Source organism: Bacillus sp. EB106-08-02-XG196 (assembly GCF_013396335.1).
In the GTDB taxonomy this organism is placed as follows: Bacteria; Bacillota; Bacilli; order Bacillales; family Cytobacillaceae; genus Neobacillus.
In genome coordinates, this window is sequence record NZ_JABWSY010000020.1 from 91888 (window position 1) to 106963 (window position 15076).

Consider the following 15076-nt stretch of genomic DNA (forward strand, 5'->3'; position numbering starts at 1 on the left):
TAATCTTATTTATTTTTCTAATTCCTTCACCCAGTCAGTAATGTCTTCGCCATCAACGATCACTTGTTGCAGATCTGCTCCAAAAGGCATTTCCCTTTGAATTTTCTTCCACCAATCAAAAGCAACTTTTTCCTTCGAATTACCATTTAATTGGAAAGAACCACGCCGCATTACATTATTATCCCTTGAAATATAGCTAATTTGTATTAGTACACTTATCATTCTCTACCCCTTCCTTTTCTGGGATATGTTCAATTATATCTTCTACCTTACACTCTAGATCCTACATTGCCTATATACGAATTCAATTATTCCAAAAACTAATCATAGAAAAAAATCCTTTTCTGCTTTAAAATAATAAATGAATTTTAATCAATTGAGGTGAGTCATCATTTTTGAATTATCCTACATCGAATGGGTTATCGTTATTTTAAGTACTGTTTTTATTGGTTTTACAAAAACCGGAGTATCCAGTATGGGTATATTGGTTGCAACCATTTTAATGTACGTATTTCCAGCAAAAGAGTCTATCGGAATCCTATTGCCCATGTTGGTAGTCGGTGATCTCTTCGCCGTTATTTTTTATCGTAGAAGTGTTGTGTGGAAATACCTTATATCACTGGTTCCATGGGTATTAATCGGAATCGTTATCGGATATTTTGTCCTTAATCAAATAAATAGCGATCAATTGAAACCACTGATTGGCGTCATCGTATTAGCACTGATTATCCTGCATATCAGTCGTGAGAGATTAGGAGAAAAGTTTACCAAGTCCCTTCCTAAGTCCATTTGGTTTACCCTTTCTATGGGAATCTTAGCTGGATTTACAACCATGATTGGAAATGCTGCAGGCGGCGTAATGGCCATTTATTTATTAATGAAAGGTTTGCCTAAGAAAGAGTTTGTTGGAACAGGGGCATGGTTTTTCATGTTCGTGAATTTGATTAAAATACCGTTTTATATCAGTTTAGGTTTAATTACAGTTGATTCCATCACATTTAATGCTTGGTTGATTCCTACTATTATAATAGGGGCTATTATCGGAATTAAAGTGGTTCCTCTCATCCCGCAGAAAGCCTTTCAAACTCTTATACTTGGATTTGCCCTCATCGGAGCATTGAGACTAATATTAGTTTAATAGCATTAAAAAAGTAACCATTCAGTCTTGAATGGTTACTTTTTTGGGGGTATACACAGATTGATTATTCTACTTCTTTATAAATGTTGATTTCGGAACTTTCTCGTAGTTCCTTTAGCCCTGGGACAATTCTTTTTACATGCTCCGCTTGACCATGTCGGTTCAATGCCTCTTCATCCACCCATTCCTCTAGCATCGTGACAACAGATGGATCATTGATATCTTGATGAAGAGCGTATGTGATACATCCTTCTTCTTTTCTAGTTTCTGCTACTAATTCCCTAGCCTGAACTAAATAGTCTTCCACAGCTATACCTGGTTTCAATTTGGCTTTTGCAACAACTTTTATCATTTCATTAACCCCTCTCGTTCTCAAAAAACCTACATATCCTATTTTGAACAATCTTCTCACAATTAACAACTTCTTTGAATTAAAAAAAGTAAAGCATTGGATTTGTTTTGATTTCCAAGGCTTTACTTAGATTCTATTAACCTAATTTTTTATGGAAACTGCTCATGTATTGATATTTTGTTGCTTTGTAGGTCTGATGCGTATAATATACTTTTGCTGATGCGGTGTTATCACAAAGCGAACACTTAATTTTAAATGGAGCTTTACGTATATGGGGAATTTCTAATAACGTTAATGCTTCTTTCATATGCGTGTGACAAACCCACATCGTTCTCACCTCAAATGATAGGATTAATTTTTCTTATTTGGTAGATTGTATACCATTTTTATTTATTCGCAGCTACTTCCTGCTTTAGTTTATCAGGTTTTCTCATTTTTACTTGGTTAGTAATTTCCTCATCCCAAGAGATTTCAATATCTCCATTTGTAACAAAGGTCTGGCAGCCTAAGCGATACCCTTTCTCTAGCCATTCCTCTCCCAGCTTCCTTCTTTCCTGTATTTTAACATTGTCAAGGAATTCAGCCCCTTCTTCCGCTTTAAAAACGCAAGTGCCGCAAATTCCTCCTCCACATCGATTTGGAAGCTCTCCATCATAGCGAAGTGACATTCTTAAAATATTCGAATCCTCTGGAACCTCTAACTGTTTATTACTATTAATAAATCGAATGGTTGGCATCTATGAATTCCTCCTCAAAATGTTCCTCTTGGTATACAATATACCATAAATTTAATTTTCAGACAATGTGTAAATTTAAAATTTTCTAATTATTTTTCTTTTATTTTAAGATCCTTCTAAAATAGGATAAAAATAAAACAGGCTGCTTGAAATTTAGCTGCCTGCCTCAACTATTACTTCTAAGAAGCTTCTCTTGTAGACTTCCCATATAGGTGATGTATGCTTTTTTAGAATTTTCAATATGAATCCTCATTAAGTATTCAGCCATTTCCGTCTCTTGATTACGTAATGCTTTCATAATATCAATATGTTCCTTTAAAGATACTTTTCTTCTGCCTGGTGTCTCATAGCCCATATTCGCTGCCATATGGATATAGTCTATTAAACCGGAAAGAATTTCTAGTAATTTTGGACTCTTCGATGCTTTGTTTATTAAATGATTCATTTTAATATGTTCAAAGTTAAAGTTTTCTTCTTCATTCTCTTGAATTTCCATCAATTCTTTTATTTTTTGATCCAAATCATTTTTTGTTTCTTGATCCATTCTTTGCGAAGCTAATTTAACGGCAAGAACTTCTAATGAAGCAAGAATCGTAAAAACCTCAATAACCTCATTTACCGAAATATTGGAAAGGACGACGCCTTTCCTCGGAACGGTTTTCACAAATCCTTGTGATTCCAGCCGGAACAAAGCCTCCCTAATGGGCGTCCTGCTTATTTTCAATTTAGCTGCAAGCTCTCTCTCAATTAGACGGTCGCCAGCTTTAAACTCACCATCGAGGATCATCTTTTTTAAATATAGATAGGCATGTTCTCTAATCGATAATAGATTCTTTTCCTCCCATTTTACTTCCATCCTTTCACCTCCCAACTTAATTAAATATGATTCCTAGATTAAGATAAAAAGATTCCTCCATAAAGGAGTGCTCCAATAATGACAAAAGATGGATGGACCTTTAGTTTGCTCAAGGTGAAAAAGCTGAGTACCGCTAGAAGTACTAGGTGAAATACCCCACTATTTTCAAAGGCTGTTAAAAAGAATTGATAAGCCATTACTGCAAGTAAAATTGCGATAATTGGCTGTACAGACTTTGTCATGAGCTTTACTTTTGGGGAGTCCTTAAATAAATTCACAAACTTAAATAACAAAATAACGGCAATGGCTGATGGAAGAATCGTAGCTGCAAGTGCAACAATCGAACCTAGAATACCACCTACTTCATATCCGATAAAACCTGCCATCTTCGTCGCAATTGGACCAGGTAAGGCATTGGCGATGGCTAACAGGTCGCCGAACTCGGATAGAGTCATCCAGTCTTGTTCATTGACTACTTCGATTTGTATTAATGGGATGGTAGCCGGTCCGCCTCCATATCCCAAAAGATTCGCAATAAGAAACGACCAAAATATTTCCAAATATATCATGAGCTTTTCTCCTTTAGTTCAACCACCTCTTTTGGAGGATTGTTTGCAGCCTTTTCTTTACGGCTAGCAATGAAAAAGGCAGATATTAAAAAAGTGGCGATTAGGATTCCTGGATGAAGTCCGACCAATTCGATCAGGATGAAAGAAATGGCTGAGAATAATAACATCTTCGATAAACCTAAACCTTTTTTGCCATTTTGGAAAAAACGATAAGCCATTTCAGCTAGCATATACCCAATAACAGGCGTAACCCCTTGAACCATGCCACCTACTATAGGTGAACTACTAAATGAATAAAGGACACCTAACAAACCAAGCATGGCAATGACGGAAGGAAGAACGTGGGTCAGAATAGCTACTACAGCCCCTAAGTTCCCTTTCACTTTATAACCGATATAGGCGGCCATTTTTGTAGCGATGGGGCCAGGAAGTGTATTTGCCAGCGCCAAAACCTCGCCAAATTCTTCCTCTGACATCCATTTATATTTTTTCACTGCCTCAAATTCGATTAACGGGATGGTAGAAGGTCCTCCTCCATAGCCAGTAACTCCGGTACGCGCAAATCCAATGGCTAATTCCAAATATTTACTCAATTGATTCTCCATCCTTCCTTTGTAGCTAGCCTTTGAAGTGTTAATCCAATTTAAGGACCTCACATTGTTCCAAGTTGGACAATGGTTGAGGTCCTCATTTTATTATATTTTAATATCTGCTTGTGTTAATACTGAAAGTCCTTCACTTTCAACATGCTTTTGTAAAGCTTCGAGCGCTGCGGTTCCGACGGCTATATCCTGCTCACCGTTTCCTCCACTTACGCCTACTCCTCCGACCACTTCACCATTTACTACAATTGGGAATCCGCCTACAAAAATGGCGAATTTTCCTGGCAGCATCTGTTGAATCCCAAATGCTTCGTTACCTGGTAATGCAGGGCCGTTTGGCTCCTTATTAAATAAATGAGTAGAACGTTTATGACCTGAAGCCGTGTAGGCTTTCGCAATCGCAATTTCAGGGCCAGTTATTCTCGCTCCATTCATTCTTTCAAGAGCAATTAAATTCCCTCCATCATCCACAATGGCGATGGTTTCCAGCACATTGATGTCCTCTGATTTCTTCTTTGCAGCTTCAATCATTAATTTCACTTCTTCTAGTTCTAATTTTAAAATTGTTTTCATTTATTTATTCTCCTCAAACTTTCTAATTTAATATCCGATATATACGGTCTTTAATTGCGTAAAAAATTCCAACCCAACTCTTCCGGATTCACGGAATGTTGAGGTACTTGATTTTTTCAACCCGCCAAATGGTGCATTCATTAAATTACCAGTGGTGGTTCGATTGACCTTTACGGTTCCAGCTTGAATGTCTTTTGTGAATTTATTAGCAATTTTCAGACTGTCAGTAACAATTGCAGCTGACAAACCATACTCTACATCATTTGCAACCTGAATGGCCTCTTCATATGTATCGACTTCAATGACCGCCACTACAGGACCGAAGATCTCTTCCTTTGCAATTCGATGATTAGGTTTTACATTACTAAAGATAGCAGGCTGAACATAATAACCCTGCTGATAATTACCTTCTGTTAGATGGTCACCGCCAAACACCAATGACGCTCCATCTTCTTTCCCATACTCAATATACTTAAGGACATTTTTCAATTGCTTTTCATTTGCCAGAGGTCCAATTTTCACGCCCTCCTCAAAGCCATTTCCAATTTTTAACGCGCTTGTTTTTTCAATTAGTTTTTGAACAAATTGCTCTTTTACATTTTTCAAAACGATTACTCTGCTTGTTCCGGTACATGCCTGCCCAGTTAAGGAGAAACCACCGTTAATCGTTAACGTAGCGGCTAATTCAATATCTGCATCATCCATGACGATTAATGGATTTTTTCCGCCGAGCTCCATTTGTGTCCGAGTGGTAAAAGAGGATTTTTTGTGGATATCTTCCCCTGCAGCTGTCGAACCCGTAAAAGTAATCGCCTTAATGGCAGGATGAGTAACTAAAGCATCGCCTACTTCTGAAGCCTTGCCTGTTACAAAGTTCATAACACCTTTTGGTATACCAGCCTGATGCAGTGCTTCAACAAGACGTAAAGCAATTAGTGGTGTATCTGAAGATGGTTTAAAAACCACCGTATTACCTGTGATTAGTGCTGGTGCAATCTTTCTTGCAGGAATAGAAAGCGGAAAATTCCATGGCGTAATGACACTGATCACCCCAAGTGGCTCTCTTTCAGACGAAACTTTCATCTCCGGATCATCATTTGGATACGTTTCACCTGTTATCGTTTGTCCTTCAACAGCATAAAAGCGGAGAGTTTGTGCAGACCGAATGACTTCATTCTTAGCATCGGTAACATGCTTTCCTTCTTCTCTTGTCAACTCTTCTGCGTATTGATCAGCATTTTCCTCCAAAATACTTGCTGCTTTATTTAAAATAGCTGCACGTTTTGATGGTGATGTCTTTGCCCAGTTTGGAAAAGCAGCTTGGGCTGCTTCTATCGCTGCTAGAACATCCTGTTCATTGGAAGCTTGGAAGGCGCCAACAATTTCTTCTGTATTTGCTGGATTCACACTTACAAACTGTTTTTGGCTGACTGATTCCTGCCATTCACCATTAATATAGTTATTGAACGTTTTCACTTTTGTTGTTAACAAAGTATCACCTTTTTCTTTTTTAATGGCTGTGTTAATTGGGGCTGTTGATTTGTGCTCCAGGCGCTTCGCTTTCCGCAGGCGGTTCGGGAAGCCTCCTCGGCGCTAAAGCGCCTGCGGGGTCTCCCCTGTCCCGTCCTCCTGCAGGAGTCTCGCGCCTTCCGCACAAATCAACAGGTTACAAAATCAACATTCTCCTTTAACACAGCATTTTTAATAGAAAATGGCCGTCATTTAGAACCTCGATTTTTCAAGATTAATATGACGGCCAGGAAAGATAGATTCTATTAGGAGTATAATCCTTAATGAATCCGATCTATTTGTATGAAACTAAGTATTTTAGTTGGTTTGAACTAAAGACCCTAAGTCCTGCTCAAGATACTCTCTCCATAAACCATCCATGTACATACGGCGCATTTTAGCACCCACTCTAACAATTTCAAGACAACGCTGCTGTAATTCTGGTGTATCTGCGTGGTCAAGAACAATCTTGTATCCACGTTCACCATGAATTTCATCTGAAACAATGTGTAAGTCAAAGAATTCAATTTCCTCATCTGTAAATCCATATTGAGCGCGTAATGCCGGTGTTTGCTTTCTATAGATATCTGGTACTTGAGATTCTAAACCAACAACAAGGGCAGCTGTAGCAACAACAAAGTGTTCACGTGACGCTACTGCGAAGCACCAGCTTTGAAGACCTAAAGTTGTCGGTGCCATATTATCAGGGTTAATTACTCGTTCAGCAGTTGTACCGCACGCCTCTGCAAAACGAATCAATAAATCTGTATGACGATCTGCCGCAATCTCTTCTTCATACATGTTTTGTAATGTGAAGTCCTTTGCAGCTGCAAATTTTGGATCAGATGGAGTATTGTGATAGATATACGCAAGGTAATCAGCAAAAGGTCCTACATAGTGGTAATGATTTTCAGCCCATCTTGCAAAGTGCTTTCTTTCTAGTTTTCCTTCAGCCCAAGCGACTGTAAATGGAGCCTTCTGGCTATGATTACCTTTAATTGCTTCTTCTAGTTCTTTACGGAATTCGTCTTTTGATAATAATTCTGTCATTTTAACTCCTCCTGTTTCCTGGGCATTTTTTGCCGTTTTTTTGTATTTGATATTTTGTATACCATAATACTTAAGAAAAATTAGAGTATGTATGTGCTTACTCTCTATCAATTTCGAATTATTGTATTTGGTATACCTTAATGAAAATATTACCCTATTATTTTTTATTTGTAAATACAATTTTTAGAATTTTTTAAAATATCAATTAAATAATTATTTAAAAGCCTAGTTTTAAATATAAACATCCTTATTTATATTTAATAAACTGTAGAGATCTTTAGAGAGATTCTCCAATGCTTCCTCGACAATCTGTTGACCCAATTCGAAGCTTGCTTGTGTGGCATCTCCAATACAGCCATTTTGGGTCATTTCTTCATAAAAATAAAAACCTTGAATCGCCTTTCCTGGACGAAGCTGCTTCCACCTGCCTTGTTCTTGTATATCGCCTTTTTCAAGTTGATTAAGACGTACAAGCTCTGGAGCTAAATACAAAGCTTCGGATACTTCCCTTTCGCAGCTGTGTCCAAACAAAGGTGATGTGATGAAATTACCGATAGTGTTTTTAGCCGAGGCTGTGGTTTTCGCATAGTAAATTTCAACATTCAATTCTTTTGTCAAGGTCATTGATGCAACATTCAAGGTTGTTTGGTTGCCGCCATGTGAATTTAACAATAAGAATTTTTTAATTCCATGGTGACTTAGGGATGAAATCATATCCCTAATGATAGAAATCAGTGTATCAGGCTGAAGTGAAATTGTTCCAGGAAAGTTCATATGGTGTGGTGAGACTCCCATATTAACGGTAGGAGTGACCCATGCATACGGAAACATTTTCTGGCCAAGTTTTTCTGCCATCTTTTCAGCCAATACAGCGTCACAGCTTTCTGCCATATGTGGTCCATGCTGCTCATGCGCTCCAATTGGAATAATTGCAAACGTAACGGTATTTAATGATTCTTTTACTTCCTGCCACGTCATATTTGTTAGATTATAACAATCCAATAATATCCCCTCACTCTATCCTTATTCATCTCGGCATTTTGTATACCAATGTTGTTTTAAAAAATAATCTACTATCTTAGGGTAGCAGATTGCTTCTTTGGCGGTTGAATGGAGATGTTTTCTTGCGAAATTTCTATATCTTGTTCGATTGTTAATTGGCAGGTTAAGCGATATCCTTCCTCCACCTTGTCACCTAACATTTTTATTTCTTTCCAATTCGGTGGTGCAATGGATTCTCCACCACTGATCACGCGGCATGTGCACTTGGTGCATCTACCCATTCCACAGCCATACTTTAATTGAGGAAATTGTCGGATACCTGCTAAAACTACTAGATTTGCGTTATCCTTTACTTGCTGTTCGACTACAGTTCCATCTACATGAAGAATTACTTTTGGCATAAAATATCCCCTTTCAGTATTGAACAAAGAATTTGATGCTTTTAAAGAATTATACAACCTTTTTAAGCAAGATGAAAAGAAGTTTTTATAATTTTTTAAAAAATTAGAATATACCATTGAACATTTTGATAACTTAAGATAAACTACTGGTAAGGTATTTGGTATACAAAATGTCAAAATGAGAGGTGGTCGTTACCTACATATATTTTAGGAAGCTAGTTGGATCAAGAAGTATAAAAATAATTTATAGGAGTGTTTATAATGGGGAACTATATTGTACTAACAAATAAAGATACTTTTCAAACCATTCTTGATAATGCCGGGCTAGAGGTTGTAGAGACCTATAACTTTTATTTTTTTGATAAATTAAAAGCAAAATATACGATTGCGAAAGTAATCGATGAAAATATTAAGATCCAATTATTTGAAGAATTTGAAGGTAAAGAATATGTAAACCAAATTGCTGTGAAGTTTTTCGAAAGATTTAAAACGATTGAAGATGCACGCGAAGAATTGAATGAAATTGTCAAAGCATCAGGGAATAGTGAAGATTCCATTCATTCCAAGCTAGTGAAAGCAACTGAAGTAGCTTAATAAAATAAAAAAAACTTCTATTATTATTTTAACCGGAGCTGACCCACCTCATCTCCGGTTTTTTTGTAATACAGAACGACAAAAAACCGCCACTATGTGACGGATTTTTTCTGTTATTTCCGGAAGGATTTTAAAAATTTAAGGTTTTTCTTAAACGAGCTAACTTCTTTTCAGCTTTTTCCATAGCCTTTTTTGATCCAAAAAGAAAATTAAACATCCCTATTCCCCCTATTTATGTTCCTGTTTTGCTTACCTTTATTGTATTATGGTATTGAAGAAATTACAACTAAATTGTATACCAAATACCAAATAAATAATGTATAATGTGTATAAATGGTGAACAAATCATCGGTTTGGTATACCATACGAATATAGATTACTGGTTTAGGATATGAACCAAATACTAAAAAGCAGGGTGTTGCTATGTTAAGATTCTTATTTTTATTCGTTATTTTTATGTTTTTACTGTCTACTTTGCTGCCTCAACTAGACTTTAGTGTCCTGCTATCCATTCTTTGTTTAATTATTGTCTGTTTCACCTTTTTTCTTGCTAAACGATCCGTTCAAATCTTAGGGGGCGCATTTCTACTCTTGGGTCTCACTCTGCTATGGACTAGCGGAGCACAATGGCATCAATACATATTATCTTTTGGACCTATGCTTGACTTGATTACTTTATTTACCTTAGTCCCGATATTAGGAATCCCCATTAAATTAGGTGGATATAGCGGCGGCATTCAAACCATTATTCAAAAAAAGGTAAACAATTCTGGTCAGTTGTATATTATTACCTCTGGTATTTCCTATTTTTTTAGTATTTTTATGAATCTCGCTACTCTGCCGATGACCTATTATTCGATACGTCCATCATTGAACATGTTCTCAGTTGAGAATAAAGAACGGTTCATGAGTAGAGCTATTACTAGAGGTTTTGCCATGCCCCTATTGTGGGCACCAGTTACCCCTATCGTAGGTATTGTTATTTCTGTAACCGACGTACGCTGGATATCCATTTTACCCTATGTGATTCCACTTAGCATTTTAGGCTTGGGAATGGATTGGTTTATAGGAGCACGCAGATCTAAAAAAATGCATACTTCTGTTCAAGACGTATCTGCTCACGAAACAGCCGCAACTATTGAACAGGGTCAAATCAATTCTCCAGGCAGGATACTGCAAATTTTCTTGGCTATTCTTATTTTTGTTATTGCCATATCTATAGCTGAATCGCTGTTTCATTATTCCTTTTTAATTCTTGTCTCTTTCCTTGTCATTCCATTTGCATTGGTTTGGTCTCTTTTCCTAAAAAAAGGAGCAGAATTTGGAAGTCAATTAATGAAGCATTTCCATTCCTTCTCAATCAGTATGAAGGATCAATTTTTCATTTTTCTATCGGCTGGTTTTTTTATCTCGACCATCACGGTCTCCCATACCAATGAATGGTTGAATGATTGGATTTTGACGTTTATTAACGTGGCTGGTGTGGAAATCTTTATGATTCTACTTCCTTTGGTACCTTTAGCTTTTGCCTTTTTGGGACTTCATCCAGCTGTTTCATTGGCACTGATGACAGGAGGCTTGGACATATCTGCCCTTGGTCTTAATCCACACATTCTAACAGTGGCCATGTTGGCTGGTGCAGTCGCGTCCTTCTTAGTAGGTCCTTATAATGCCACATTAGGCCTAATGTCGAATCTAGTAAAAGATACTTCTTATAAAGTATCAAATTGGAATATTGCCTTTACCTCATTTTATATCATCGTCGTTATGCTTTACTTGGTTCTCTTGCAAGTATTTACAGGCTGACTAGGGAAAAAAAATGAAAAACCAGGAGCTGTCAATATAGCACCTGGTTTTTTCATTTATTCTTTTTCTGACTTAATTTCTTTTAGAATTTCTTTTGCAAAGTGACCAAGAGTTCCGTTACTATAGGCACGGATTACTTCAGGCGCAATGGATGTTAAAGCCCTTTTAGTATATTCAGTTGAATATTGATTTTTTGACATTTCATTCTCAATCGCGACAGCTGTTTTCAAGGCATGGTACGTTGCCAACTTATTTACTTTAATCAAATGGTCCTCTCGGTCTATTTTCACTTGACCTAATGGTAGAAATAATTCCTCTATTTGTTTCGGTAATGCTGTCTCAGTAATAAATAAACCATTGCCATTCTCCAGTAAATCTCTCCATTGCCCCATATATTTGACACCAAAAACATTTAAGGATGGGAAATTATTTTTAATCTCATTTGTATGTATCGCCGTAGCCATATTAACAATATTAATAGAAGAAACTGGTTGCATTTTTATTATTTCATTTGAAATGAATGGGATGATCTCTTTTGCTGGTAGTGCTAATATAAATATATCGATTTCGTTAAATTTACTTGGGGTTAATAGATAGCTATTTTGATAGTGCTGAACAAAATCTTCCGTTTTCGTTAATGAAGGATGATAAACTCCTATTGATATGTTCGTTTTATTCCAGTGTTCCATCAGGGCTTTCCCCAATTTACCAATACCCACTAAACACACTTTTACTTTCTTCAAGATCTTCACCTCTCCTAATCATTGCAAAAATAAAAAACAGGACTATTAGCTTGGTCCGAAAACGACTTCGCCGATAGCCCCCATTTTTCAACTACGTTTGATCTTTTTTACCAAATTAATACAGCTATTAATGTTGCAATGAAAAGCCCAGTCATGACAGGGATGAAGTTCTTTCTGGCGAGCTCAATTGGTGATATTTGCAAGAAGCCTGCCACAGCAACAAGTGAAGACCAAGCAACAATCGTTCCTCCACCCCAAATTGCGCCCATTTGACCTATTGCTGCCATAGTCGAAGGATCAATACTACTTCCGTTCGCTAAAGCTCCAGACAGAGCACCTGTCAATGGAAGCCCTGAGAATCCTGAGCCGTCTAAGCCAGTTACTAATCCAACAATCAAAATACCAAATCCAGCAATAAAGGAGTTTTGAGGAATGAAAGTCTGTCCAGCCTGAATCATATCAAATAGAAATGCTGGCTTCGCAGCTTCTGCGTCAAGCGAAAGAATACTTGGTGTAAAATCTCCACTACCCATGAAGAAGAAACCTGCAATTGGAATAACTGGAGCCATCGCTCTGAATGCAAATACAAAGCCTTCTGTAATATGGTCACTAATTTTATCAAGCGCATGAATGCGGTTAAAAGCAATGGTTGCTAGGATTAGTAGAACGGCAGCCACACCACCAACAAAAGCTGCTCCATCGGTTCCTTCAAAACCAGCACCACCAGAGAATTTGGATTGGAACATATAAATCATGACAGCCAACATGGATAATGGCACTAAGATGGCAAATCTCTTACTCCATTTATTTTTCCTATTTACCATCTCAACACTTTCTTCAGTCGTAGCAGCAAGTTCATCCGCAACATTAAAAAATGCATTATCAGTTGAAAAATTCATATCCGGATCTAAAGTGGAACTTTTTACGATTGATTTTCGATGTGCAAAATAAACCACACCCAATGCACTAATACCAGTTATCAGAGAAAGAATTAATCCTCTATCTGTAACTAAAGTTTTATCTATTCCTGCAGCCTTTGCACTAAGCATAGGAGCAACTTGCATGATATAGTCAGATGATAGTGCCATCCCTTGACCAGCAATAACAACTACCATAGCCGCTGTCATGACTGGCAATCCCGCACGGACTGCAGCCGGTACTAATAACGCACAAATGAGAGGGACCGCTGGTGTTGGCCAGAAAAATAATGAAATAACATAGGTCACAACCATTAATACAAAATAAGAGACATGGCCGTTAACCATTATTTTTTGAATAGGGATAATTAGTTTTTTGTCAGCACCTAAATCTCTTAAAGAATTAAGTAGTGCAATCATCAGGGAAATAATTAAGAAAATGCTGAATAACTCCTTAGCAGCAACGAGGTTTGCATTAAAGACTGCTTGAAATCCTGAAATCAAGTTCCCTTTATATACTACCGCTACTAAAAATGTACCTATAATGACTGGTAATACAACACCTTTTCTAAATAGCATCGTAGTAATGACAGAAACAGTTACAAGAGCGTAAATCCAATGAGCTAATGTTAATTCCATATATTCCCCTCCGACTCTCCGCATTTTTTTGACCCAGGTTCCATTTATGGGTGGCAAGCAATATTAAGTTTGCAAATTTTGATGAGGTAATGATTATGCAGTCTATCAAATTTATGTATTCCCTCATATAAAAATAGGTACATCTTTTCTTGCCAGTTTACCAATCTTGTACATTGTGCATTGTAGATTGTATACCATGGTAATATAAAAAATTTCTCTCTTTTTTAAAAAATTATGATTCCTACTAAATCACGTTGCAAACGAATGATTTCCAAACAACCAAAGATAACGCTTTCATATTCTATTTGACTCGTAACCACCTCCGAGTTTTCACTATTTACACCTTATTAAACATAATAACATCATTACTTTAATCGTGCAAATAATTTTAAATATTTTGATATTTTTGTATTTTAAAATTACTCTATTGCTAATACTCATAGCTTTCGGTAAAATAGAGTGAAAAATCGGTATATCGTATACCGAATGATAAATACAATATTTCCCATTTTTTCCTTTCTATCCTGCAATTTTACTCGCAACCAACTTTTTATTAGATTTACAATAGCATGGATTAATGGTCCATGCTAGGAAGTTGTGAGGGAATCTAACAGAGTTTTACAAAGTTAACGTTATTAATCTATCAAAAATAATATGAGGTGGTTGTATAATGCTAAAAGCTGGGATCATTGGTTATGGAACAATAGGAAAGGGTATTGCCGATTTAATTCAATCACAACAAGCAGGAGACATTGAGCTGCAAAGCGTTCTTGTCAGGAACCCAAATCGAATGGTGGAGCTTTCGCATCCCCCTTTTTCAATCACGAACGATGAAGAGTTTTTTTTCAAGCAAGATCTAGATATTGTAATCGAAGCTGCAGGCCATCAAGCTTTACAATTATATGGAGAAAAAGCTTTGAAAAGCGGGAGTCATTTAGTGGTCATTTCCGTGGGAGCGCTAGCCGACAGTGAGTTTCTGGAAACCCTACATAAAACAGCACAGGAAAATAACAAACAAATTCTAATTCCGTCAGCCGCTATTGGTGGCTTAGATAGAATTGCTGCAGGGGTATTAGGTGAAATTGAAGAGATTACCCTTATTACGAGGAAGCCTGTAAAAAGTTGGTACGGAACGATTGCGGAAGAAAAGGTTAACCTAGAAACGATTTCTGAGCCATATTGTATCTTTGAAGGGAATGCGAGAAATGCTTCAAAATTATTCCCTGAAAATGTCAACGTTTCTGCAACATTAAGTCTAGCAGGAATAGGATTCGAAAAAACGAATGTTCAAGTTTATGTCGATCCTACCATTCAGCGTAATATGCATACCATTAAGGCTAGAGGTTTTTTTGGAAAAATCGAGATATCTGTTCAAAATCAACCCTACCAACAAAATCCTAAATCCAGCCCCATTGTAGCGATGAGTGTTGCAAAGGTGTTAAAAAACTTAACCTCTTCCATTGTTATCGGAGTTTAAACAAATAAAAGAAAGAGCTAGAATTAGCTCTTTCCAGATTGTCGAGAAAGGGTATCTTTCTCGGCAATTTTTTATTTTATCAGAGTCTAACCTACGATTTTTCAAAAAATT

The 15076-nt window shown here is 36.9% G+C and carries 17 protein-coding genes; 4 read left to right on the forward strand and 13 right to left on the reverse strand.

Annotated features, from left to right (window positions below; all coding sequences use genetic code 11):
- Nucleotides 1-9 precede the first annotated feature (9 nt).
- Nucleotides 10-222, reverse strand: a complete 213-nt coding sequence (locus tag MLOOGBEN_RS25260; protein ID WP_179161042.1) for a hypothetical protein — start codon at nucleotides 220-222, stop codon at nucleotides 10-12.
- 205 nt (nucleotides 223-427) lie between these two features.
- Between MLOOGBEN_RS25260 and MLOOGBEN_RS25265 the strand changes: the two genes are divergently transcribed.
- Nucleotides 428-1138, forward strand: a complete 711-nt coding sequence (locus tag MLOOGBEN_RS25265) for a sulfite exporter TauE/SafE family protein (RefSeq protein WP_368737825.1) — start codon at nucleotides 428-430, stop codon at nucleotides 1136-1138.
- A 64-nt stretch (nucleotides 1139-1202) separates the two neighbouring features.
- Here the strand turns inward: MLOOGBEN_RS25265 and MLOOGBEN_RS25270 are convergent, their stop codons facing one another.
- The 10 genes from MLOOGBEN_RS25270 to MLOOGBEN_RS25315 all read right to left on the reverse strand — a co-directional run bounded on the left by MLOOGBEN_RS25270 (nucleotide 1203) and on the right by MLOOGBEN_RS25315 (nucleotide 8789).
- Nucleotides 1203-1490: a putative quinol monooxygenase gene (locus tag MLOOGBEN_RS25270; protein WP_179161043.1), complete on the reverse strand. Its 288-nt coding sequence runs from the start codon at nucleotides 1488-1490 to the stop codon at nucleotides 1203-1205.
- A gap of 386 nt (nucleotides 1491-1876) precedes the next feature.
- Nucleotides 1877-2227: a 2Fe-2S iron-sulfur cluster-binding protein gene (locus tag MLOOGBEN_RS25275; RefSeq protein WP_179161044.1), complete on the reverse strand. Its 351-nt coding sequence runs from the start codon at nucleotides 2225-2227 to the stop codon at nucleotides 1877-1879.
- A 166-nt stretch (nucleotides 2228-2393) separates the two neighbouring features.
- Nucleotides 2394-3083 (reverse strand): GntR family transcriptional regulator, encoded by a 690-nt coding sequence (locus MLOOGBEN_RS25280; protein ID WP_179161045.1) that lies wholly within the window; start codon nucleotides 3081-3083, stop codon nucleotides 2394-2396.
- A 38-nt stretch (nucleotides 3084-3121) separates the two neighbouring features.
- Nucleotides 3122-3652 carry a chromate transporter gene (locus MLOOGBEN_RS25285; protein ID WP_179161046.1) on the reverse strand — a complete coding sequence of 177 codons (531 nt, stop codon included), beginning with the start codon at nucleotides 3650-3652 and terminating at the stop codon, nucleotides 3122-3124.
- Complete coding sequence (locus tag MLOOGBEN_RS25290; RefSeq protein WP_483296402.1) at nucleotides 3649-4257, reverse strand: chromate transporter; 609 nt, start codon at nucleotides 4255-4257, stop codon at nucleotides 3649-3651. Before MLOOGBEN_RS25290 ends, MLOOGBEN_RS25285 begins: the two co-directional genes overlap by 4 nt.
- Nucleotides 4258-4347: 90 nt before the next feature.
- The gene (locus MLOOGBEN_RS25295) at nucleotides 4348-4827 is read right to left on the reverse strand and encodes a GlcG/HbpS family heme-binding protein (protein WP_179161048.1); all 480 of its coding nucleotides are present in this window, start codon (nucleotides 4825-4827) and stop codon (nucleotides 4348-4350) included.
- Between the two features lie 27 nt (nucleotides 4828-4854).
- The gene (locus tag MLOOGBEN_RS25300) at nucleotides 4855-6318 is read right to left on the reverse strand and encodes an aldehyde dehydrogenase family protein (RefSeq protein WP_179161049.1); all 1464 of its coding nucleotides are present in this window, start codon (nucleotides 6316-6318) and stop codon (nucleotides 4855-4857) included.
- Nucleotides 6319-6654: 336 nt separating this feature from the next.
- A complete protein-coding gene (locus MLOOGBEN_RS25305) occupies nucleotides 6655-7386 on the reverse strand; it encodes an iron-containing redox enzyme family protein (protein ID WP_179161050.1) in 732 nt (243 codons plus the stop codon).
- A 231-nt stretch (nucleotides 7387-7617) separates the two neighbouring features.
- On the reverse strand, nucleotides 7618-8364 hold the full coding sequence (locus MLOOGBEN_RS25310; protein ID WP_306430770.1) for a creatininase family protein: 747 nt from the start codon (nucleotides 8362-8364) through the stop codon (nucleotides 7618-7620).
- 95 nt (nucleotides 8365-8459) lie between these two features.
- Entirely contained in the window at nucleotides 8460-8789 is a 330-nt protein-coding gene (locus MLOOGBEN_RS25315) for a 2Fe-2S iron-sulfur cluster-binding protein (protein WP_095251663.1), read from the reverse strand.
- Nucleotides 8790-9050: 261 nt separating this feature from the next.
- Between MLOOGBEN_RS25315 and MLOOGBEN_RS25320 the strand changes: the two genes are divergently transcribed.
- Both MLOOGBEN_RS25320 and MLOOGBEN_RS25325 read left to right on the forward strand, forming a co-directional pair.
- On the forward strand, nucleotides 9051-9383 hold the full coding sequence (locus MLOOGBEN_RS25320; protein WP_179161052.1) for a hypothetical protein: 333 nt from the start codon (nucleotides 9051-9053) through the stop codon (nucleotides 9381-9383).
- Nucleotides 9384-9806: 423 nt separating this feature from the next.
- The gene (locus MLOOGBEN_RS25325; RefSeq protein ID WP_179161053.1) at nucleotides 9807-11189 is read left to right on the forward strand and encodes a hypothetical protein; all 1383 of its coding nucleotides are present in this window, start codon (nucleotides 9807-9809) and stop codon (nucleotides 11187-11189) included.
- A 56-nt stretch (nucleotides 11190-11245) separates the two neighbouring features.
- Here the strand turns inward: MLOOGBEN_RS25325 and MLOOGBEN_RS25330 are convergent, their stop codons facing one another.
- The gene (locus MLOOGBEN_RS25330; protein ID WP_256989273.1) at nucleotides 11246-11932 is read right to left on the reverse strand and encodes an NAD(P)-binding domain-containing protein; all 687 of its coding nucleotides are present in this window, start codon (nucleotides 11930-11932) and stop codon (nucleotides 11246-11248) included.
- Between the two features lie 107 nt (nucleotides 11933-12039).
- Nucleotides 12040-13488 carry a hypothetical protein gene (locus tag MLOOGBEN_RS25335; protein WP_179161054.1) on the reverse strand — a complete coding sequence of 483 codons (1449 nt, stop codon included), beginning with the start codon at nucleotides 13486-13488 and terminating at the stop codon, nucleotides 12040-12042.
- 670 nt (nucleotides 13489-14158) lie between these two features.
- On the opposite strand from MLOOGBEN_RS25335, the gene nadX reads away from it, so the two are divergent.
- The gene (gene nadX / locus MLOOGBEN_RS25340; RefSeq protein WP_179161055.1) at nucleotides 14159-14965 is read left to right on the forward strand and encodes an aspartate dehydrogenase; all 807 of its coding nucleotides are present in this window, start codon (nucleotides 14159-14161) and stop codon (nucleotides 14963-14965) included.
- Nucleotides 14966-15076: the final 111 nt, after the last annotated feature.

Bases quoted from the DNA above. Each gene is read 5' to 3' on its own strand.
- MLOOGBEN_RS25260 (WP_179161042.1), bottom strand. From the start codon at position 222: ATGATAAGTGTACTAATACAAATTAGCTATATTTCAAGGGATAATAAT.
- MLOOGBEN_RS25270 (WP_179161043.1), bottom strand. From the start codon at position 1,490: ATGATAAAAGTTGTTGCAAAAGCCAAATTGAAACCAGGTATAGCTGTG.
- MLOOGBEN_RS25275 (WP_179161044.1), bottom strand. From the start codon at position 2,227: ATGCCAACCATTCGATTTATTAATAGTAATAAACAGTTAGAGGTTCCA.
- MLOOGBEN_RS25280 (WP_179161045.1), bottom strand. From the start codon at position 3,083: ATGGAAGTAAAATGGGAGGAAAAGAATCTATTATCGATTAGAGAACAT.
- MLOOGBEN_RS25285 (WP_179161046.1), bottom strand. From the start codon at position 3,652: ATGATATATTTGGAAATATTTTGGTCGTTTCTTATTGCGAATCTTTTG.
- MLOOGBEN_RS25290 (WP_483296402.1), bottom strand. From the start codon at position 4,257: ATGGAGAATCAATTGAGTAAATATTTGGAATTAGCCATTGGATTTGCG.
- MLOOGBEN_RS25295 (WP_179161048.1), bottom strand. From the start codon at position 4,827: ATGAAAACAATTTTAAAATTAGAACTAGAAGAAGTGAAATTAATGATT.
- MLOOGBEN_RS25305 (WP_179161050.1), bottom strand. From the start codon at position 7,386: ATGACAGAATTATTATCAAAAGACGAATTCCGTAAAGAACTAGAAGAA.
- MLOOGBEN_RS25310 (WP_306430770.1), bottom strand. From the start codon at position 8,364: ATGACGTGGCAGGAAGTAAAAGAATCATTAAATACCGTTACGTTTGCA.
- MLOOGBEN_RS25315 (WP_095251663.1), bottom strand. From the start codon at position 8,789: ATGCCAAAAGTAATTCTTCATGTAGATGGAACTGTAGTCGAACAGCAA.
- MLOOGBEN_RS25320 (WP_179161052.1), top strand. From the start codon at position 9,051: ATGGGGAACTATATTGTACTAACAAATAAAGATACTTTTCAAACCATT.
- MLOOGBEN_RS25325 (WP_179161053.1), top strand. From the start codon at position 9,807: ATGTTAAGATTCTTATTTTTATTCGTTATTTTTATGTTTTTACTGTCT.
- MLOOGBEN_RS25335 (WP_179161054.1), bottom strand. From the start codon at position 13,488: ATGGAATTAACATTAGCTCATTGGATTTACGCTCTTGTAACTGTTTCT.
- nadX (WP_179161055.1), top strand. From the start codon at position 14,159: ATGCTAAAAGCTGGGATCATTGGTTATGGAACAATAGGAAAGGGTATT.